The 21,060-nt window shown below is 44.7% G+C and carries 17 protein-coding genes; 10 read left to right on the forward strand and 7 right to left on the reverse strand.

The window, feature by feature from the left end:
* Window position 1: 1 nt before the first annotated feature.
* Together A1QO_RS19550 and A1QO_RS19555 are read right to left on the reverse strand one after the other, a co-directional pair.
* Window positions 2-1,663, reverse strand: a complete 1,662-nt coding sequence (locus A1QO_RS19550) for a methyl-accepting chemotaxis protein (protein ID WP_017034808.1) — start codon at window positions 1,661-1,663, stop codon at window positions 2-4.
* Window positions 1,664-1,837: 174 nt separating this feature from the next.
* Complete coding sequence (locus A1QO_RS19555; RefSeq protein ID WP_017039205.1) at window positions 1,838-2,632, reverse strand: DUF4344 domain-containing metallopeptidase; 795 nt, start codon at window positions 2,630-2,632, stop codon at window positions 1,838-1,840.
* Between the two features lie 250 nt (window positions 2,633-2,882).
* Between A1QO_RS19555 and A1QO_RS19560 the strand changes: the two genes are divergently transcribed.
* Entirely contained in the window at window positions 2,883-3,239 is a 357-nt protein-coding gene (locus A1QO_RS19560) for a YibL family ribosome-associated protein (protein ID WP_017034806.1), read from the forward strand.
* Between the two features lie 101 nt (window positions 3,240-3,340).
* Here A1QO_RS19560 and malT read toward each other — a convergent pair whose 3' ends face one another.
* Window positions 3,341-6,049: an HTH-type transcriptional regulator MalT gene (gene malT, locus A1QO_RS19565; protein WP_017037557.1), complete on the reverse strand. Its 2,709-nt coding sequence runs from the start codon at window positions 6,047-6,049 to the stop codon at window positions 3,341-3,343.
* Between the two features lie 509 nt (window positions 6,050-6,558).
* Here malT and A1QO_RS19570 point away from each other — a divergent pair.
* The 3 genes from A1QO_RS19570 to glgB all read left to right on the forward strand — a co-directional run bounded on the left by A1QO_RS19570 (window position 6,559) and on the right by glgB (window position 13,757).
* Window positions 6,559-9,012: a glycogen/starch/alpha-glucan phosphorylase gene (locus A1QO_RS19570; RefSeq protein WP_017039204.1), complete on the forward strand. Its 2,454-nt coding sequence runs from the start codon at window positions 6,559-6,561 to the stop codon at window positions 9,010-9,012.
* Window positions 9,013-9,150: 138 nt separating this feature from the next.
* Window positions 9,151-11,328 carry a 4-alpha-glucanotransferase gene (malQ, locus tag A1QO_RS19575; RefSeq protein WP_017034803.1) on the forward strand — a complete coding sequence of 726 codons (2,178 nt, stop codon included), beginning with the start codon at window positions 9,151-9,153 and terminating at the stop codon, window positions 11,326-11,328.
* Between the two features lie 248 nt (window positions 11,329-11,576).
* Window positions 11,577-13,757, forward strand: a complete 2,181-nt coding sequence (gene glgB / locus A1QO_RS19580) for a 1,4-alpha-glucan branching protein GlgB (protein ID WP_017041934.1) — start codon at window positions 11,577-11,579, stop codon at window positions 13,755-13,757.
* Window positions 13,758-13,829: 72 nt separating this feature from the next.
* On the opposite strand, the gene A1QO_RS19585 is transcribed toward glgB, so the two are convergent.
* From A1QO_RS19585 to A1QO_RS19595, 3 genes are all read right to left on the reverse strand, one after another.
* Window positions 13,830-14,225 carry a VOC family protein gene (locus A1QO_RS19585; RefSeq protein ID WP_017034801.1) on the reverse strand — a complete coding sequence of 132 codons (396 nt, stop codon included), beginning with the start codon at window positions 14,223-14,225 and terminating at the stop codon, window positions 13,830-13,832.
* A gap of 14 nt (window positions 14,226-14,239) precedes the next feature.
* Entirely contained in the window at window positions 14,240-15,112 is an 873-nt protein-coding gene (locus A1QO_RS19590; protein WP_017041935.1) for a helix-turn-helix domain-containing protein, read from the reverse strand.
* 338 nt (window positions 15,113-15,450) lie between these two features.
* Window positions 15,451-15,912 carry an IS110 family transposase gene (locus A1QO_RS19595; protein ID WP_017037562.1) on the reverse strand — a complete coding sequence of 154 codons (462 nt, stop codon included), beginning with the start codon at window positions 15,910-15,912 and terminating at the stop codon, window positions 15,451-15,453.
* Between the two features lie 298 nt (window positions 15,913-16,210).
* Between A1QO_RS19595 and A1QO_RS19600 the strand changes: the two genes are divergently transcribed.
* From A1QO_RS19600 to A1QO_RS20685, 3 genes are all read left to right on the forward strand, one after another.
* Window positions 16,211-16,354, forward strand: coding sequence for a DUF2256 domain-containing protein (locus A1QO_RS19600; protein ID WP_198926658.1), 144 nt, complete (start codon window positions 16,211-16,213; stop codon window positions 16,352-16,354).
* Between the two features lie 122 nt (window positions 16,355-16,476).
* Window positions 16,477-16,929 carry a hypothetical protein gene (locus A1QO_RS20680; protein WP_241790492.1) on the forward strand — a complete coding sequence of 151 codons (453 nt, stop codon included), beginning with the start codon at window positions 16,477-16,479 and terminating at the stop codon, window positions 16,927-16,929.
* Window positions 16,908-17,678, forward strand: a complete 771-nt coding sequence (locus A1QO_RS20685) for a sensor domain-containing diguanylate cyclase (protein ID WP_241790493.1) — start codon at window positions 16,908-16,910, stop codon at window positions 17,676-17,678. The genes A1QO_RS20680 and A1QO_RS20685 overlap by 22 nt, the downstream gene beginning before the upstream one ends.
* 187 nt (window positions 17,679-17,865) lie before the next feature.
* Here A1QO_RS20685 and A1QO_RS19610 read toward each other — a convergent pair whose 3' ends face one another.
* Window positions 17,866-18,447, reverse strand: coding sequence for a LysE/ArgO family amino acid transporter (locus A1QO_RS19610; RefSeq protein ID WP_017037564.1), 582 nt, complete (start codon window positions 18,445-18,447; stop codon window positions 17,866-17,868).
* Window positions 18,448-18,574: 127 nt separating this feature from the next.
* Here A1QO_RS19610 and A1QO_RS19615 point away from each other — a divergent pair, with 127 nt between their 5' ends.
* The 3 genes from A1QO_RS19615 (at window position 18,575) to A1QO_RS19625 (ending at window position 20,875) form a co-directional block, all read left to right on the forward strand.
* A complete protein-coding gene (locus A1QO_RS19615; protein ID WP_017037565.1) occupies window positions 18,575-19,477 on the forward strand; it encodes a LysR family transcriptional regulator ArgP in 903 nt (300 codons plus the stop codon).
* A gap of 147 nt (window positions 19,478-19,624) precedes the next feature.
* Window positions 19,625-20,332, forward strand: a complete 708-nt coding sequence (phnR, locus tag A1QO_RS19620; protein ID WP_026027106.1) for a phosphonate utilization transcriptional regulator PhnR — start codon at window positions 19,625-19,627, stop codon at window positions 20,330-20,332.
* 156 nt (window positions 20,333-20,488) lie between these two features.
* The gene (locus tag A1QO_RS19625; RefSeq protein ID WP_017041937.1) at window positions 20,489-20,875 is read left to right on the forward strand and encodes an MAPEG family protein; all 387 of its coding nucleotides are present in this window, start codon (window positions 20,489-20,491) and stop codon (window positions 20,873-20,875) included.
* Window positions 20,876-21,060 lie beyond the last annotated feature (185 nt).

Here is a 21,060-nt window from a genome sequence, read left to right on the forward strand (position 1 = left end):
ACTAAACCGTAAAGCGCCCAACCAGATCATACAGCTCTTTCGCCCGCCCATTCAGCTGTTGGCTACCGGAACGGTTTTGATTCGCCAGCCCAGCCGATTGGCTACTTTGATCTGAAATAACCACAATGCGCTGTGATATTTCTTGTCCAACAATGCTTTGCTCTTCTGTTGCGGTCGCGATGAGTGAATTCATATCCATGATGGTCACAATAGACTCTTGAATTTTCACTAAGGCTTGCGCAGCTTCATTCGCTTCTTTGACAGTACTATCGCCACGCGCTTGGCTTGAATCCATTGCTTTAACCGCATCATCGGAAGCGGATTTCAATTGCTCTATCATAGAGTGAATCTCGCCGGTACTCTCTTGTGTTCGACTGGCGAGTTTACGGACTTCATCAGCCACGACAGCAAAGCCTCGGCCTTGTTCACCTGCACGAGCCGCCTCGATCGCTGCGTTAAGCGCTAATAAGTTCGTCTGCTCTGCGATATCTTGGATAACTTCGAGAGAAGAAGAGATGTTCTTAACATCACTTTCTAGTCGTGAGATAACATCACTGGCTTGCGACACTTCGAGCGCCAACTCTCTCACCGAATTTGCCGCGGAGTTAACAATTTGTTGAGCATCTTTGGCGTGGCTTTCCGCTTCGTTTGCGGATTCGGCGGCATGGCTAGCGTTGTTTGAAATCTCGCCGGCGGTCGTGGTCATCTCTGTCATTGCCGTGGCCACCTGTTCGGTCTCTTCACGCTGCCCTGAGGCAAGTTCATCAACTTGTGCTGCTCGGCTGGACATATCATCGGTTTCACTGACAACCTGCTGCCCTACATCACTCACATTACGAATGATATTTTGTAAGCTCTCAACAAAGCGATTGAAATTAGCACTGAGATCGGCGAATTCAGGTATTTTGAAGGTTTCCATGCGAGCGGTCAGATCCGCATTACCACTGGCAAAGGATTTGATGGATTTATCTAAAACATCAATAGGATGCAAAATACTGCGGGTGACGAATATGGCAAACGCAGCAACAAAGGCGGCGATCACAACACAGAAAAAGACGATCGCTTCAAGGGTTTCATTGAGTGCATTATGAGCGGACTCTTGCATTTCAACAATCACTGCATCAATATCATCGGTATAAAAACCAGTCCCGATGACTAAGTCCCACTCCGCAATGAACATTGAATAGCTAAGTTTTGGCAGTGCCACGGTTCCACCCGGTTTCGGGAAGTAGTAGGTGGTGAACTCTCCGGTTTTTGAGTTTTTAATCAGGTCTTGAATTAGGTAATTACCTTGCTGGTCCTGCAAGTTAAAAAAGTTATCACCAATGCCCTTGGTTCCTTTACCCACCACGATTCGCACCCCTTTTGAATCGTAGCCAAAGACATAACCCGATTCGCCATACTCGAGCGATTGCAGTGTTGGCAAGGCTTCTTCTAAGGTTGCGCCGCGTTGTAAAAATGGATCGATAGAGGATTTAGCCAGTTCTAGATAGCTATGTAATTCGGCTTGTTTCATTTTCATCATATTCGAGCGAGTCAGTTCGATTTGTTGCTGATTGAACCCCGTGGTTTTTAAATAGGTAAACCACATCATACCAATGGCGATAATCAGTAATGGCACAATGGATAAGATGTAGAGTCGATTGCGAATGGATAAATTCATAGTTACTTCCTTGGACGTACGCTGAGGTTTGCTCCCCAGTCGAAATAATTGTTAATTCTTGTCCTTTTAGATTAGATAAAGTTGACGCTGTTGGGCAAAAATCGTTCGGTTATTGGTCTCTGTATCACAGAGAAGTTGTTTTCTTGCTCTCATTACATAGAAAAGTGAGTAATTTCAGTCAGTCACGGATTTTGAATTTTGTCTATCCTGACCTAGATAGGAGTGCCAGTTTTGGGAGAGGTTGTGATATTCAAATTCGCAAAACTCTTGGCGCTCGGATAGGTAATCCGGTTCAACTTCATTAAGTAGATTCTGATGGGTTTTAGGGTCACTGCCGTAGACTAAGCATAAGGTGGAAAAATAGCGCTGAAGGTCAAAGCTATGTTCATCAATGTATTCACCAAAATCGTAGTAGTCGGGCCTATCGTCAGATTCAAATGCGAACATATCAGCTGCGCTAATAGCAACATCGGCACCGTTATCAATGTATTCAATCAACATAATCGTGGCAAAGTTATCAACCGCATCTTCTTCTTTGCCCAATATTGGAATTTTCTGGTCATGGATATAAGCGTGTCCGGCTTCATGAAGTAGAGTATGAAATAAGGTATCTATCGCGCCCTGTTGGGCAGGTTTGTTAAAACGTTTCTGGTAGTCATTCTTGGTAAAGTACTGCAGGGATTGTTGATAAAACGGATAAGGGATGGATACCTGATGAAGCTCTGGATCGTATAGTGGGCCATCTTCACTGCCGTATTGAATTACTAGGGGTTTATTGAAAGGGAAATGGGAGTGTGCAAGCTCAGAGACGAGCTCGTTAATTCCGCTTTCTTTGATGGCTTGCTGTGTGTGCTTGTCTTGATCTGTGGCGGGGGTTAGATAGTCGATGGTGATGGAATCTTTTGCGGCTAAAGGGGTGGACACCATTAGCAGTGCGGCTGCTAATACTGAGAGAATTCGGTCATGCATGGTCTATCATCCTTGTTATGAATGCGGTTTAGTCAGTTTAGTGGATTCTGCTTAATTAATTCAGCTTATTTATTCTGTTTATGGGGTAGGGGCTGTTTCAACCATTCTATGCCTGTATCCGTTTATGGTTGGAAATTTACCGTCAAGAAGAAAGAGAATAGTGATGGAAAAACCATAGAATAACGATCTATGGGTTGGTAGTAGAATGTGATATACTCCGCGCCCAAAGTTCATCCAAGAGTCATGAGTCATGAGTTCAAAAAAAGAAGTACAGCAATTAAATCACCGCCTAGATAAGTGTAAGTTTAAGTTAGATGCGGCGAAATCTCGTGGCGATCAGGCTATGATCTCAAAATTTACGGATGAAATTGAGAAAATTAACAAAAAGATCGCCCAACTCAAACACAAGCAAGATTACGATCTTAACAAAGAGCGTAAAGACCTATCCGATATGCCGTTCTCTCGTGAAATTACCAAAGCTGAACAGGCGGATATGGGCAAGTTGAAAAAATCCGTAAAAGGGTTAGTGATTGTTCACCCAATGACGAAGCTGGGTAAGGCATTACGTTGTGATGTGATGACAGGTTTTGCACCTAAGAAATTCTAGTCGCATGTGATGTTTATTGTTTACAAAGATCAATGCAGAAACGCCCCAACAAGGATAACTTGTTGGGGCGTTTTTTTGGTGTATCTACAAGAAGGGCGAATTTAAAACCCCATCAGTTGCAGTAAATGCTCGGCGGTTCTTATTGCTTCTTTACGATTAGCAATATTGAGCTTTTGATACAAATTTCGGATATGGGTTTTAATGGTGGTACCTGCAACATCCAGTTCTTGGGCTATTTGCTCATTACTAAACCCAGAATAAATTAACCCTAAGACTTGCCATTCTCGCTGGGTAAGAGGGCTCGTTCTCACCAGTTCGGGAATATTGGGATGATTCACTAACTTCTCGACAAATTCTTCATCAAAGTGAACCGATCGGCTGCGTTGAGTGGTTGAGATATCTTTGGTGAGTTGTTGTGCACGGTGGCGTTCAAGATCGCCCAGTTCAGATTTAGTACTGAGTTTTTCAAGCAGGTGGCCAATCTTTCCACCGTCGATGAGAAAGTTGCCTAAAATCCCAGTTTGATTCGTTAACTCTAGGGCTTGCTTCAACTTATCTTTGGCCTGATCTTCATTCCCTTGTTTTACCGAGAGAACACCTTCCACAATGAGGTTTCTATTTCTGTCAGTGAGGAGGTGCGCTTTTTGGGCTTGTTCTTGAATAAAATCAAGCGTTTTTTGCGCGTTGTCTGTTTCCCCTAAATTGATATAAGCCCGTGCGATATTACGCCATTGAAGTTGTGTAAAGTGATTGCACGCCTCTTCGGGCCTTACTGCGGTATCAAGCCACTGGCGAATAGCGTCTTTATCGCCGCGGGCTTGCCAAAATAAGATCAATGAAAGCGATGCGTTTGCTGTCCAATCAACGTGGTAGGTTGATTGTTTTAACAGATGGACGATTTGGTCGATAAATTTGGCGGCTTTATCCAGTTCTCCTCGTCCAATAGCGATACGTGCCAGCATGGAGTAGCTGTGCAGATGCTTGCTTGGATCATGTTTGCCTAACACATGTAACCCTTTATAAGCGCACTCTTCGGCTTCATCGAGTCGATTCCAGCACCAAAAAACTTGAGCGCGTAAACGCAGTAAAAATTCATGCATTGGTACTTGCTGAAGTTGCTGCTCTTCAACCAATTTAAACGCGTTGTCTTGTACTTCAAAAGCCGCCTGAACATAGCCTTGAGCGATCAAGATTTCACTTTGTTGCAGCATGGCCCATAGCGCTTGGTGGTAAACTTGATATTGACGGGCCAGCTTTTCTGTTTGTTGCATCATGGGTAAGGCTCGGCTCAAGTGGCCGGTAACGTGATTGACTTCCCCCACGACAGAGGTCGCGACAATTCGGCTGCGGTAGACCGTATGATCAAGTTGGCTCAGGGCCAGTTCCGCGAGTTCCAGTGCTTTTTGTGGCTCATTTCGGTTAATCGCGACTTGCGCTCGTAATGCGTTAAACTCCCCTTGCTCTTTGGTTGTAGGGGTTACGTTGTACAGCGGCATCTGCTCATCAGCTTGGGCGAGCAAATCACCTACATCATTATATCGGTGCTGACTTTGTGCTAACCAGGCTTCCAACATACACAGCTTTGGTTCGGTATAGAGTTGAGTGGGCTCTAGTGTTTTAATCGCTCGTTCAAGTGTTTGTAGCTCTCCTTGGTTGAACATTTTCCAACCATAGCTGGTTAAAATTGTTGCAACGAGCTCGCTGTCTTTGGCTTTTTGCGCATGCTGCAACGCTTGGTGTGGCGACTCTAACTTCAACCAAGCTTGTGCGGCGGTTTTATGCAAATGTTGCTCTTGTTGAGGAATGCGAGCCATACGTTCATGGGCGAGAAACTCGGCGAATAAATTGTGGAATCGGTACCAGTTTTTCTCGTCTTCAAGAGGGTAAATAAATAACCCGTAGCGATTCAAAGACTCGATCATGCTGAGAGCATCGTCTCGTTGGGTCAGCGCACAGACGAGCTGATCATTGAAATGATCCAGTACCGAACATTGTAATAAGAACTGCCTTGTTTCTTGGTCAAGCAAGTCGAACACTTCTTCTACCAAATAATCCCATAAATGCGCGTGATTAAACTGCGATACAGATTCTGCTGACTGGGCCAATGTTCGTTTTTGATGCTGAGCCTGGAGAGCAATTAATTGCAGTGCGGATGGCCAACCTTCAACGTAGGTTTGCAGGTTCTTTGCCGTGTCAGTATCAATGCCATCGGTGACACGCTGGTTAAAGAATCGTGTGGTTTCTTCTGTATCAAAAGCCAGTAACTCATTGCCAATCTCAATCATCAGATCACGCACACGCAGGTTAGCGGTTCCTAATGGCGGCGCTGCTCGGCTTGTTACCACAAGCGTAAGGTTCTCAGGCATATGCTTAAGGAAAAACCGCATTGCTTCATGGATTTCATCATCCGAGATCAGGTGGTAGTCATCGAGTACGACGTAGCATTCTTGGTGAAAATTTGAAAGTTCGGCAAAGACTTCGCTAAAGAGAGAGTGAAGAGAAGAAAACTGGCGTTTCTCTGCCAAGGTTTGCGCATTTGGGCAAGCGTTATTGGTGCTTTTGTTGAGAGCTTGTAAAAGATAGTTGATGAAGCGAAACGGATCGTTATCACTTTCATCAATGCTGTACCAACCAACATGAGATTTGTCGGATAGCCATTGAGAAGCCATGGTGGTTTTCCCGTAGCCAGCAGGCGAACGAAAAAGAACCAACTTATAGCAAGGGGCTTGCTGTAATAGGTCAAGGACTCTAGGGCGAACAATCGCATTATGAAGTCGACCAGGTCGAGTTAATTTCGATGGAATCCACATATTTCTAATCCGTTGTCATGATGGTTATGGAGCCGATAGGTTGGATACTACTGGAACTCATCAATGACCGTTATTGATCCCACCCCGTTTTTTTAAGGGGATCGCTTCAAATTTACCACTACGCCCTGTAAATGTGATGTGAATCACTAATTGTTCGATTTTGATGTGTCATGTAAATGTAACTTGTACGAAAAATCATGAAACTTGCATCATTCGAGGAGAAACTATGAGAACTATTTCTCATTTTGTATCAATAGTGAAACTCGGGTTGATACTTTTTTAATGAATACAGAGTAGGGTAAACAGCTAGGGTGTGTGAGGTGAATCACGGCTGATTTGTCATGTACAGCGATTATTGAGATTTAGATCACCGCTCATAGTGGGGTACGCCCTCTACGCCCTAACCTCTCCTCCTCTTCATCATAATACCTAGGAGGATGTTTAGAATACTGTGTAGATGCACGATATGTCACAGATGAATTAGAACTATTAAAAGCGAGATTTCTGAAATGAAACCAACTCAGCAAAAAACTTTCGATAAAGTGTCGTTCCAAGAGAGCGTTAAGAAACATTTATCTGCAACCTACGCAACAACAATTGAAAATGCAGATAGCCGCGCATGGTACCTGGCAATGGGCCGTGCTCTTGCAGAGCTAACGACTTTTGACCTGCTAGAAACTGAAAATGATGAAAAAATTAAGAACGCGAAGAGCGTTAACTACCTTTCATTAGAGTTTCTGATTGGCCGTTTAACAGGCAACAACCTGATCAGCATGGGTCTGTACGAGCAAATCACTCACGCGATGGAAGAGCTAGGTCAAAACCTAACTGACCTTCTAGAAGAAGAACGCGACCCATCACTCGGTAATGGTGGTCTTGGTCGTCTTGCTGCTTGTTTCATGGATTCTTGTGCCGCTCAAGAGTATCCAACAGTGGGCTACGGTCTTCACTATGAATACGGTCTATTCAAACAGTCTTTCCAAGACGGTCGTCAACAAGAAGCACCTGACGCATGGCGTGGTGTTGAAGGTTACCCATGGGAAGTGGCTCGTCCAGAACTAGCGCAACACATCGGTTTTTACGGCCACGTTGATGTTGAATACATCGACGGTAAAGAAGTTCGTACTTGGGTTCCAGGTATGGAAGTAAAAGCAATGCCTTGGGATCTGCCTATCGTAGGTTACGAGTCAAACACGGTTTACCCGCTGCGCCTTTGGGAATGTCAGGCAATTGCACCATTCTCACTCGCAAGCTTTAACAACGGTGACTACTTCGAAGCGCAACACTCGCTAATCGATGCAGGTAACATCACTAAGGTTCTTTACCCGAACGACAACCACGAGAAAGGTAAGACTCTGCGTCTAATGCAGCAGTACTTCCACTCAGCCGCCTCTGTTCGCGATATTCTACGTCGTCACGAAGCAGCTGGTTTCTCTCTAGAAGATCTGCCTAAGCAAGAAACGATTCAGCTTAACGATACACACCCAACGATTGCGATTCCTGAGCTAATGCGCATCTTGATTGACGAGAAAGGTCTATCTTGGGACCAAGCATGGGAAATCAGTGCACATACGTTCGCATACACGAACCACACACTACTTCCTGAAGCACTAGAGACTTGGTCTGAATCACTGATCAACCGTCTTCTTCCACGCCACATGGAAATCATTTTTGAAATCAACCACCGCTTCATGCAAGAAGTTCGCAAGATGTGGCCAGGTGACGGTGAGAAGCAAGCGAAGCTTTCTATCATCCAAGAAGGTTTCCACCGCATGGTTCGCATGGCAAACCTATGTGTGATTGGTTCTTACAAAGTCAACGGTGTAGCTGCGCTTCACTCACAACTGGTTAAGAAAGACTTGTTCCCTGAGTTCAACGAAATCTTCCCAGGCAAACTGACTAACGTAACGAACGGCATCACGCCACGTCGTTGGTTGAAGTTCTGTAACCCAGGTCTATCTACGCTAATCACAGGTAAGATCGGCACTGAGTGGCCTGCAAAACTTGAGCAGCTAGAAGGCATCGCTAAGTTTGCAACAGACGCGAAATTCCAAAAAGAATTCATGGCTGTTAAGAAAGAAAACAAACAGCGCCTAGCTGATTGGGTTCAAGAGAACATGGGTATCAAGCTAGATACGAACGCTATCTTTGACGTTCAAATCAAGCGTCTTCACGAATACAAGCGTCAGCACCTAGATTTGCTACACATTCTCTCACTGTACCACCGTATTCTTAACGAACCTGGTTTCGAGTGTGAGCCACGCGTATGTTTCTTCGCAGCGAAAGCAGCACCGGGTTACCACCTAGCGAAAGAGATCATCTTCGCGGTGAACAAGATTGCAGAGAAGATCAATAACGACCCTCGCATCGGCAACAAGCTTAAAGTGGTCTTCATCCCTGACTACCGTGTCAGCATGGCTGAAATCATAATCCCTGCAGCAGACGTTTCTCAGCAAATCTCATTAGCGGGTAAAGAAGCATCGGGTACGGGCAACATGAAGATGGCGCTAAACGGCGCGCTAACTATCGGTACGATGGATGGTGCAAACGTTGAGATTCGTGAAGAAGTGGGTGATGAAAATATCTACATCTTCGGCCTAGAAGTGGATGGTGTTCAAGCACTGAAAGCTCAGGGTTACAACCCATACGACTACTACAATGCAGACCCACTACTGAAAGCATCTCTAGACCTATTGACTGGCGATGAGTTCACTCCGGGTCAACCAGGCCTTCTACGTGCAACGTTTGATAGCTTGTTAGACGGCGGTGACCCATATTTATGTCTTGCTGATTTCGCCTCTTACGTGCAAGCACATGAAGACATGGGCAAACAGTACAAAGACCAAGCAGGTTGGGCTCAGAAGGCGATTCTTAACACTGCACTGGTTGGTAAGTTCACCTCAGACCGCTCAATCCGCGACTACGTGAACAACATCTGGAAATTGGAAGCGGTTAAGCGGTAATACGTCCAAATAATAGCCAAGGCGTACCTTATTTTAGGTCTCGATCGCCTTGGCTTCATTCGTATTAGGCAATGCGTTATCTATTACAATCAATAAAACCCGACGTTGTGAAGGTAATAATAACCTTCGGAGAGAGCGATGACAGATCAAACAGCATTACAACAAGTCGCCGAAATGGCTCGACTCGCTGATAGCTATATCAGTGCTTGGGGAGAAGAAGCAAAAGTAGAAGATGACACTCTTTTACATTTATTAGGCTCGCTAGGGTACGACACACGCAATGACGCAGCATTACTAAGTTCTGCAGAGAAAAAGCACAAGAAATCTGTACTTGAACCCGTCATGGTTATTCGTGATGGGGAAGCGATTGAAGTGGAACTTAACCTTGGCGCGAGCGCCAGAGAGAGTGAATTCAGTTGGCGTTTGGAAACAGAGCAAGGCCAGGTACTTGAAGGCTATCTTCAATCTCAGATTGTTAGAGATGAGCGAAAAGAGGGTGGCCCTTTAGTATTTACCTTACCCAACGATCTTGAGTGGGGCTACCACACTCTTATTGTTTCGAGAAAGCGTCGTAAAACACCGTATGTGATGTCGTTGATTCTCACTCCTCAGTCGTGTTTCAAACAGCCTAAAATGAATGACGGCAAGAAAATGTGGGGACCAAGTATTCAGCTTTACACATTGCGTACTTCTCACAATTGGGGCATTGGTGATTTTGGTGATCTAAAACAGCTTGTCGCTGATATCGCTTCTCGCGGCGGTGACTTTGTCGGTCTTAACCCAATTCATTCTCTTTTTCCAGCGAACCCAGAAGGGGCAAGCCCATACAGCCCATCCTCTCGTCGTTGGCTCAACATTTTATACATTGATGTGAGCTCAGTGCCTGAGTTTGCACTCAGCGCTAAAGCGCAACAGACGGTTGGAAGTGCTGAATTTCAGCAGCGTTTACAGCAGGCTCGAGATTCACACTGGGTGAACTATACAGAAGTGGCTGAGCTAAAAAATCGCGTATTGCCAATGCTTTATGCAGAATTTAAATCTCGGCACCTAGATAAAAACAGCGAACGTGCGCAAGCATTCTTGGCGTTTGTTGAACAAGGTGGTGATAGCCTAATCCATCAGGCGGCGTTTGATGCTCTGCATATTGAGCTGCATAAACAAGATTCTAGTGTTTGGGGATGGCCTGTTTTCCCTGAAGAGTTCCGCAAGTTTGATAGCCCTGCGGTGCAAAAATACATCAAAGATAACCAAGACAGTGTGCACCTTTATATGTACCTGCAGTGGATTGCTGACACGCAAATCAATGAAGCACAGACACTGGCAGAAGAAAAAGGGATGGCGGTTGGCCTATACCGAGACCTTGCTGTCGGTGTGGCAGATTCAGGCTCAGAAACTTGGGCAGATGACGGCAGCTTAGTGCTTGATGCAAGCATTGGCGCGCCACCAGACGTATTAGGCCCACTTGGTCAAAACTGGGGATTACCACCGCTGAACCCTCAAGTACTAAAAGAGACCGGATATCGAGCGTACATCAACTTGCTTCGTGCCAATATGAAACACTGTGGCTCACTGCGCATTGATCACGTATTAGGATTGCTGCGTTTATGGTGGATTCCGAAAGGTCAAGATGCGACGAAAGGCGCTTACATCTATTACCCTGTTCAAGACATGCTAGCGATACTGGCGCTTGAATCGCACCGTCAGCAATGCAGTGTGATAGGTGAAGACTTGGGTACGGTACCCGATGAGATTGTTGATATTTTGCGTGATGCGGGTGTGAACTCTTACAAGGTATTTTTCTTTGAGACATCAAAGGAAGACGGTGGTTTTATTTCACCGGCACATTACGCTGAACAATCTATGTCAGCGTTATGTACGCACGATATGCCGACACTCCGTGGCTTCTGGCACTGTGATGATCTAAAAATGGGCCATGACATTGGTTTGTACCCAGACGAGCAGCAACTCGAAAGCCTGTATCAAGATCGTTTGGTCTGTAAACAGGGTATTTTGGATTCAGTAGCATGGCATGGATATTTACCAGAAGGCGTGGGTCGTGATGCCTCTCAAGTGCCGATGGATTCGTACTTAAGCGAAGCGCTTCATTTACACGTTGCCGCTGGCTCATCTTCTTTGCTGAGTGTACAACTTGAAGATTGGTTAGAAATGGACCAGCCAGTGAATATACCAGGCACGGTCAATGAATACCCTAACTGGCGTCGTAAATTGTCAATGAATCTGGATGAAATATTTGCTCGCGAAAGTGTTAACCGTATTACTAAGCGTTTGACTGAAGTTCGTTCTAAAGCAGGGTAAAGCGATCAATAGAACCGATAAAGCGGCCATTGATACCAGTCGCATAGAAAAGTATAAACTTGGTCACTCTAAAAGAGGCTTAAGTTCGGTAAACTACATCCACTAATTATTAAGCCTGCTGACTAGTAGGCTTTTTTAGTTAACAAGTTGCTAATTTATATAAAAATTTATTATATAGAAACGATCATTCAGCAGCGGGTACTTATATAAGAAATCGATTGTCGAAAGTTAGGTTAGGAGAACTTACATTGAAACAAACAGGGCTTAATAAAATTACACAAGTGTACACCCAACTTTCACAAGCTGCGTTTGCCGATCCCTTCTCATTTATTGGGCCGTATTTGCCTGAAAAACAAGGTGCATTGCGCGTATGGATGCCAGATGCCGATGGTGTAGAGTTAGTGATTGAAGGCGAAGAGAGAATTCCGCTGACTCGCGAAGATTCTTCTGGTTTTGTGCTGAAACAGTCGCGTGACCTTCGTTTTACCCACTACAAACTGGCGGTTAATTGGTCTGGTACCGAGCAGTTAATTGACGACCCATATCAATACCACGCTTTATACGCTGGCTACGACGAATTGCATAACCCGAAAGAAATGTATCACCAAATGGGGGCTCAATTTGTCACCTTAGAACGAGATGGAAAATCCATTTCGGGTACGCGTTTTCTTGTTTACGCACCTCATGCTTCAGCCTGTAGCCTGGTTGGTAACTTCAACTCATGGGACGGACGTCGTCACCCTATGCAGCGCTTAGATTACGGGATATGGGGAATATTCATACCTGGTCTAGAAGAAGGTGCCCAGTACAAATTTGAAATGAAAGGCCCAGAAGGGGAAGGCTTACCGCATAAGGCCGATCCTTGGGGTTTTTATAGCGAGCAACATCCATCGTTTTCGTCGGTCACTTATAATCATGATCGCTACGACTGGCAAGATACAAAATGGCAGAGTCGACCTGTCACTGAAAAGCGCCGTGAAGCCCTCTCTTTTTACGAGCTTCATGCCGGCTCTTGGAAGCGAGATCAGCATGGTAACTTCTTAAACTATCGTGACCTTGCCGCTGAGCTTGTCCCGTATTTGGTTGATCTTGGTTACACCCACATAGAACTCATGCCTGTTTCTGAGCATCCATTTTATGGTTCTTGGGGCTACCAACCGATCGGTTTATTTGCGCCGACGAGCCGCTTTGGTACACCGGATGATTTCAAATATTTTGTTGATCAGTGCCACCAAGCCGGTTTGGGCGTGGTTCTCGATTGGGTGCCTGCGCACTTTCCATCCGATGACCATGGTTTAGCAAACTTCGATGGTACGCCACTGTTCCACGATCCTGATCCTCGTCGTGGCTGGCATCAAGATTGGAGCTCGTACATCTATGATTTAGGCCGTGAACACGTTCGTCGCTTCTTAGTCTCAAATGCGTTGTATTGGTTTGAACAGTTCCATATTGATGGTATCCGAGTCGATGCTGTGGCTTCGATGCTCTATCTCGATTACTCGCGCAGTCATGACCAATGGGTGCCGAATGTCGACGGTGGTAATGAAAACTACGATGCCATCGCCACGCTGAAGTGGATGAACGAAGAAGTGTATAAGCACTTTCCGAATGCGATGACGATTGCGGAAGAATCGACCGCTTTTCCTGGTGTATCAGCACCGACCTTCATGGGCGGTTTAGGTTTTGGCTTTAAGTGGAACATGGGTTGGATGCACGATAGCCTAGCGTACATCAAAGAAGATCCTATTCACCGTCAATATCACCACGATACCATCACCTTTCCATTAGTGTATGCACACAGTGAAAACTACGTATTGTCACTTTCTCATGATGAAGTGGTGTACGGCAAAGGGTCGATACACGATAAAATGCCAGGTGATGAGTGGCAAAAAACCGCAAACCTTCGCGCTTACATGGGCTACATGTATGGCCAGCCGGGTAAAAAGCTGAACTTCATGGGGGCTGAAATAGGTCAAACTGCCGAATGGAATCATGACGATCAATTGCAATGGTTCTTACTCGAGTTTGACCGTCATAAAGGGGTTCAAAACTTAACGCGTGATCTGAATAAGATGTACCGAAACGAACTCGCGCTGCATGAGTTAGACAGTGACCCTCGTGGATTTGAATGGCGTTTACAAGATGCGGCAGACGTGAGTATTTTGGCTCATGAGCGAATCAGCGAACAAGGTGAACGTGTTCTCGTTGTCACTAACTTTACACCAGTTCCACAAGACGAGTTCGTATTAGGTATGCCAGTACCTGGTGAGTATGAGTTGTTATTGAATACTGATAACGCACACTACAATGGCAGTGATTATCATGTGTTCGACACTGCGGCAACTCAAACGGTGGAAAGTGAAGGGTTATCACAATCACTTTCATTACGTATACCGCCGCTTGCGACCGTATTCTATAAGCTGAAATAACCGCATAAATCGGCTACAGCACTAAACAGGGTATGTTCTTACATACCCTGTTTCTTTATTGGCTAGACGGAATTATTCAGTATCCGCTTTGTGCTGAACTATGTCGATATTAATACCGGCAGGGTCTTCAACCATAAAATGAATTTGGCCCCATTCTTCTTCCTTCAATGGCATTGAGAACGTCATATTCAAGCTTTGTGCTTGTTCATAGGCGGCAACCGCGTTGGGTACTTCCAAGCTAATGACGTAGCCTTGTGGATCAAATAGACGGTGAAGGAACTCAGGTTGGCTTGGATGATCAGGAACCAAAAAGCCAAGTTGAACCCCTGTGTCCATTGACACTAAATGAAGGTAAAAATCTTGTTGATAGTAAACGGACTGAAAGCCAAAAAATGTCTCATAGAAGGTTTTTATCTTCTCTAAATCTACCGCTACCATGACTGGGAACATCGCGCTAAATTCAATCATACTTATCTCCTTTATTATGTTTGTGCGTTGTCAGGGAGAATAATGGAAGATTGAGGAGAGGGATTCTTGTACAAAACGGACATCTTCAAAAATTGATTCGGTGGGCTCCCAGTGAGTTGTTTAAACTCTCGTGAAAAGTGGGATTGATCAAAATACCAGTCTGCCCAAGCTCTATTATCTTTCATTGTACGCCATGCCCTCAGAGTGTTCTGGAAGCGGACGACTTTGCAAAATGCTTTAGGGCTAACACCAAGATATTGCTGCGTTAACCTCCTCAATTGACGGTCGGTTATACCCAGTATGTTGGGCGATAATTCACTCAAGGGTAATGCGTTATCACTGTGATGGCAGTAGCGAATGAATTTAAGGATTCTAGGATCGATGACTGGCCGCTCTATGGCACTGACGATGGCTTTTGCTAAACGAAGGCTTTTTTGTTCGAACGACTCGCTAAAAGAGAGATAGTGCTCAATTTGTTCTATCAATTGCGCAGGAAATAGATCTTTTATTTCAGTTTGGTCGCTGTCAGATGCCCATTCACTAATGGGTTCAGACAGTAACGCATGTTGGCCCAGTAAACGAAACCGAACACCGAAGTATCGTGCTGGGCCTGCCAAAGGGTAGATGATTGGAGAGGTGAAAGGGGAAACCAAAACGGCGTCATTCAATTGATCCAGATTAATGATCAAGTCAACGCAGTTATCAGGAACACTCCGATAATAAAAATCCCCAACTGGAACAGACAGTTGCCAGAAATAATGTACCCAGTGACTGACAGGCGCGGGCGGCGTCCAGATTTGATATAAATCGTGCCCGTGTACTTGGCCTTGAAACGGTGTGAATTCAGGATCTAACATTTGATCAAGTATAATTAGGTAAGAGGTCATTGACTAGCGTGATGTGATTTTAAAATTGCATAGAGTCTGTCAAGAGAACCAAAGGGGTCATATATGGTCCGCCTCGTATTGCAAGAAAAAGCTACTCTTGAAACAGAAAAGTTTGCTTCCATATATCCGGCCTTGGGGTGAAGCTCTTAACGCTTCTGGCCCTGATGGAATTCGCGCATACCGGTCTCATCAGGTCTTCGGCTTCGTATTGAGCCCTAGACCCCAGCAGACTTACTGATATGCAGGTTTTACCTTTTATGCCATCACTTGAGTTTTATCTACGCAATTAGGTTAAACGGTGTTGCTTGTTATTTTAGGTTAATGTTGCTCGTTGTGGTTTAAGCCGCTTTGGCTTGATAAATGGATTTATTACTTAATAAGGCCCAAGCCACTCGAACATTTTTGTTGGCAACCGCTACCGCGGTAATATTTTTACCACGGCGTATTTCTGTGCTGGCTATCCATTGATTACGCTGGTCGGTATGCTTGCCGGCTACCCGTACAACGGTACGCCCACCGTGAATGAGTAAGGTGCGAAGATAGGTATCACCTCTTTTACTAATCCCGAGTAATGTTGGCTTGCCGCCCGTCGAGTGCTGCCTGGGCACTAAGCCTAACCACGCTGCTAATTCTCGACCACTTTTGAAGGCAGCAATGTCTCCAATGGCCGCGAACATAGCGGTCGCACTGAGTAAACCAATGCCGGGAATAGTAAGAAGGCGCTGACACTCTTCACTTTGAGCACAAATTACCTCGAGCTTACTTTCTAGTGTCTTAATTCTTCTGTCTAGATGGAGCATTTCATCAAAGAGACCTGCCAGAAGTTCCCTAAAGATAGACGTTAGTTCATTAGTTGCATCTTCTAACTATAGGACCCCGTATAGTAGTTCCATGAGAATAAATAACTTCATACGTTTTTCGCGTGGATATAGCGACCAATTATCAATGACCGATACTCTATTCCCCATGATCAATGACGAGTGAGACCGATGTTTTTATGAACCATAATGCGATTTCTCGCGTAGTGGCGAGCGTTGGATGTTGATAATGCTTAAGGAAAGAAGCGCTATCATGATAAATGCGATTGGACAAAAAACGATGAAAAAATCACAACTGCCAAAAAAGGTATGTGTCGTTTGTCAAAGACCATTCAATTGGCGAAAAAAATGGGAGCGTGATTGGCCTATGGTTAAATATTGCTCCAAACGTTGTCAGTCTTTACGAGGTAAAACCAAACAATAGAGGGTTATAGGCCGATTTATGTAAAAGGGTAATACCTCATGGCACTCATTGGTTCGTTTCTTTGGTCTACTATGTAATTAGGATTCTAACTTCAATAATGGGCCCAAAGTATCGAGTCTTTCATGGTAAACAAGATTAAACCACGGTCTTTAATTCTACTGACTGCGGTCTACCTACTTATTTCTCATAGCCTGATCAGTTTTATCACTGGCATCTTTGTTCATAAGCAAATGCAGTTAGGAAGAGAAGATGTTCAGCATGAACTGGATTTGGTTCGATATAGCATTGAGGCGAATGTCTACCGTGATACGTATCTTGCTGACAGCTTTGCTTCTGTTATTGCACTTGATCCTCAGTTTGCGATGAACAACTGGAGTTTTGTCTCGGAACAATTCTTGTCGAAAGCAAACCTTGTGCGAAATATAGGGCTCGCACCTAATGACATCATTTCTCATGTGTACCCTTTGGAAGGTAACGAAAAAGCCATTGGATTAGATTTTCGCACTGTTCCCAACCAATACCGATCCGTACAACTTGCTAAACAGCAAAAAAAGTGTTTGTCGCAGGGCCACTAGAACTTGTGCAAGGAGGGATGGCACTGGTTGCTCGATATCCAATATTTACCGATATACCACAAAACAACGAATATTGGGGCGGTCTCAGTGTTGTGATTGACTACGACAAGCTCATTGCACAATCTGCACTGAGCACTTTAAAAGGCGCGACCATTGCTTTAACCGGCCACAATAATCAACTGATAGAGGGTGATGAAAAGGTTTTAGCCAATTATGACGCCAGTTACCCAATCTATATGCCTAATGGCAATTGGAATTTGTTTGCTAAATATACGGGATTTGAGCAAATAGACAGTATTCAGCGCTTTAACGTTCTGTTTCGTGCGCTAGGTTGGGCAACATTTAGCGTGATCTATATTTTAGTGTTGTTCCTGATTAGAAACTACATACGGGTTCAGAAGCTATCTCTTCATGACGAGTTAACAAAGTTGCTTAATAGGCGGTTCTTGTTCCATGAATTGAACAAAGTGATGTCTCGCAATGATAACACTGTACATTTCACAATTTTAAACATGGATTTAGACAAGTTTAAGGACATTAATGATTCACTAGGGCATGAAGCGGGTGATGCAGTCTTGAAATATATCGCATCATTGCTTACTCACAGCTTACGCTCGACAGATTTTGTTTCTCGAGTCAGTGGGGATGAATTCATTGTGATTTTACAACGATTGACCATCCCAAATGATGTTCAGAAAGTAATTGAAAAGATAAAAATAAACGTTAAGCAGAATGCATTTCAATGGTAAGGACAAGAGACCCCCTTATCCCTCAGTATCGGCTATTGCAGTTACAGTGGTAACCCCGACCCGACTGTGATTAATGACTTATTGTCAAAAGCAGATAAAAACATGTACAAAGAAAAGCGCAATGATAAATCGACGTAGTGTATTTAGAACACTGACCATAGCGCTTTTCTTCTGGGGGGGGCTTTATCTAAGACAGAGATTGCATCAATTTCCAAGCGATAAACAGCATGATAACGCCAAACAAGAGATCGATGATTCGCTGAACTTTTGGCCTATTTAAAATTGGGGCCATTTTAGCCGCTACCGTCGATAGACTGAAAAACCAGAAGAAAGAAGCCGCGACAATCCCAAGTGCAAAGGGCAGGCGGTCTGGTTGAGCGTAGCTTGCACCAATGGAGCCGAGCACAACAAAGGTGTCTAAATAGACGTGTGGGTTGAGCAAAGTGACGGCCAGTGTCGCCGAAATGACCATGGTTCGAGACATGACTTTCTGGTTGGCTTTGAAGGCGTCACTCTGAGATTTCCATGCTCGGTGCAGCGAACTCAGCCCATAGAACGACAAAAACAAAACGCCAGCGCAAGTAATGACAGTCAACGCCAGAGGCGAAGCGGTGAGTAATTTACTGCCCCCAAATATTCCCGCAAAGACCAACAATGCATCACACATTGCACAGATAGCCGCAACAATTAGATGATGCTGCTTTTTAATTCCCTGATTCAATACAAAGGCATTTTGCGCACCAATTGGGATAATCATTGCCGCGCCCATTCCAAATCCTTGTAGCCATACCCAAGTGCTCATGTTTTTATCCGTTATGTTTGATTTTTCGCTAGATTATGCGATAAACATAAATAAGTAACGCTAATTAAATTAATGCCTGATAAGGAGCTCTAATGTGAATGTGGATTACAAGGCCGTTGCCGCTTTAGACGCGGTCATTTCGCTCGGCAGCTTTGATTTGGCGGCGCAGAAACTATTTATTACTCAATCGGCCATTTCACAACGAATTAAACAGCTTGAACAAAACATGGCTCAGCCTCTGCTTATTCGTTCGGTGCCACCGAAACCGACAGAAGCCGGACAGCGATTGTTGGGGTTATATCAGCAAGTGAAGTTGCTTGAACAAGAGTGGTGGCCAGACAAACAGTTATCAGTCACTGAGCTGAGTTTAGCCAGTAATCATGACAGCCTAGCACTGTGGTTGTTGCCTGCGCTTAGGTCGGTGCTGAGTGCCCATGAGATCTCGCTCAATATCGTGATGGGGGATGAAAAACATACGCTAGAAAAGTTACGCAGCGGTGAGGTGTTAGCCGCGATCAGTGCTGAGAAAATGCCATTAAAAGGGTGCAGCAGTGACTATCTTGGGCAGATCAATTACCGTTGTGTCGCCAGCCCAGATTTTTACGAGCGATACTTCTTTAATGGCGTAACCAGTGAAGCTCTAAAAGCGGCACCTGCTGTTATCTTTGATCAATATGATGAGATGCATCATCGTTTTCTAGAAGCGCACTTTGGTCTTAAAGAAGGGCAATGGCGCTACCATACACTGCGATCCCCAGAAGCGTTTATTACGATGGCGGAATTGGACATTGGCTATGGAATGATTCCTGATTTAATGATCGAAGATAAACTAAAGAGTGGCCATTTAGTGGATCTGCTGCCTAATCACGGCTTTGCCCGCGATCTTTATTGGCATCGTTGGGCATTAGAACAAGGAATCCTCGCCGAGGTGACTGACGCAGTACTAAACAAGGCTAGCTTTCTGCCTCAATACCAAAAACCGAATGGGGTGTATTGATCGTTGCCCCTCGCTTGCTGAAATGAAGGTTGGTTTAGTAGGCGCTCTAAACGATGACTGATATGATTGTGCTTGTTAGTTTTTTTCACGCTATTTTTGAAACAATGAGAGCAAAAGCAGTGAACGTGAATGACGCAAGGAGAACCTGTGCAGTACGTAACGATTAAAGAAGCGATTGTTGAGCAGATTGCATCCGGTATGCTCTCTCCAAGACAGAAGCTCCCATCAGAGCGTAAGTTGGCGGAGTCGTTTGATACGACTCGTGTTACGTTGCGCGAAGCGTTGTCATTGCTAGAGTCAGAAGGCACGATCTATCGAGAAGATCGACGAGGCTGGTTCATATCGCCGACGCCATTGCACTATGATCCGGCCCAAACGCTCAACTTTACCAATAGGGCATTGGCCCAGAATCGAGTTCCTAAAACAGAAGTCGTCGCGGCCAAAAGTATGCTGGCGAATAAACAGGCTTCGAGCTTACTCAATCTCGGCCCTTTCGCGAATGTTATTCGTGTTGATAGAGTGCGTTTTTTGGATCAGCGCCCAGTGGTGTATGTGACCCATTATATGTCCCCTGAGCGGTTTCCCAATATACTCGATCATGATTGTTCACTGTCGCTAACGGACATTTACCGAGAGCATTATGGTGTGACTTACCACAAAACGCAGTATCGAATATCTAGCCGTTCCTTGATTGGAGAAGTTGCGCAATCATTGCGTGCCACCTCAGGAACACCAGCCATGGTGATTGAGAGAGTGAACTATCACGTAAATGGTGATCTGATTGATTGCAGTATTGAGTATTGGCGTCACGATGCCATCTGCATTTCGTCTGTTTCAGAGCTAACTCAGTTTTAGAGCGAGTAAAGCGAGATTGGCTTCGTGCCGATCGATCATTCACAGCAAAACCCAATAAAAACCACAATATTTTTATTCGGTTTTTTATTAGCGGCTAGACCATGAGACGGTATTGTCACCTACACTGTGAATTCTATTTAAAAAGGAGAAACTCTCATGATCACAGCGCTTTATGCGTCAGTTCTCGCCAGTTTAATGATTTGGCTATCCGTACAGGTTATTAAGCAGCGGCGGAGTAATAAAATTGCCTATGCTGATGGCGATGTAGAGGCACTTAAAATCGCTCGGAGTGCACACGGTAATGCGAGTGAATACATTCCGATCACATTGATCTTGATGGCATTGTTAGAGCATAACGGTATAGGGTTATTGTGGATTCATGGGTTAGGAAGCGTTTTTGTAATTGGTAGAGTGATGCACGCTCGCGCTATTTTGAGTAACACGCTACCGGGCAGAAAAACAGGGATGCTCATGACTTTTGCCACAATGGCGTTGTTGATTGTATTGAATCTTCTCTACTTGCCAGTCGATCAGCTATGGTGATTTCCATTGGCCGTCAATATGATTCACGCTAGCAATTCAATGTTCTAATGAATAATCCTTTTCGCCATGAAACTGTTTCATGGCGTCAAAGTAAACTGTAAGTACTCTCTATATTTATCAAATTGCCAATTTGGCACCCCACCCAATGTGATTAAAATCACGCAACTGACCTCTAAAATCCTCAA

Origin of the sequence: Vibrio genomosp. F10 str. ZF-129, from assembly GCF_000287055.2 — a bacterium.
GTDB lineage: Bacteria > Pseudomonadota > Gammaproteobacteria > Enterobacterales > Vibrionaceae > Vibrio.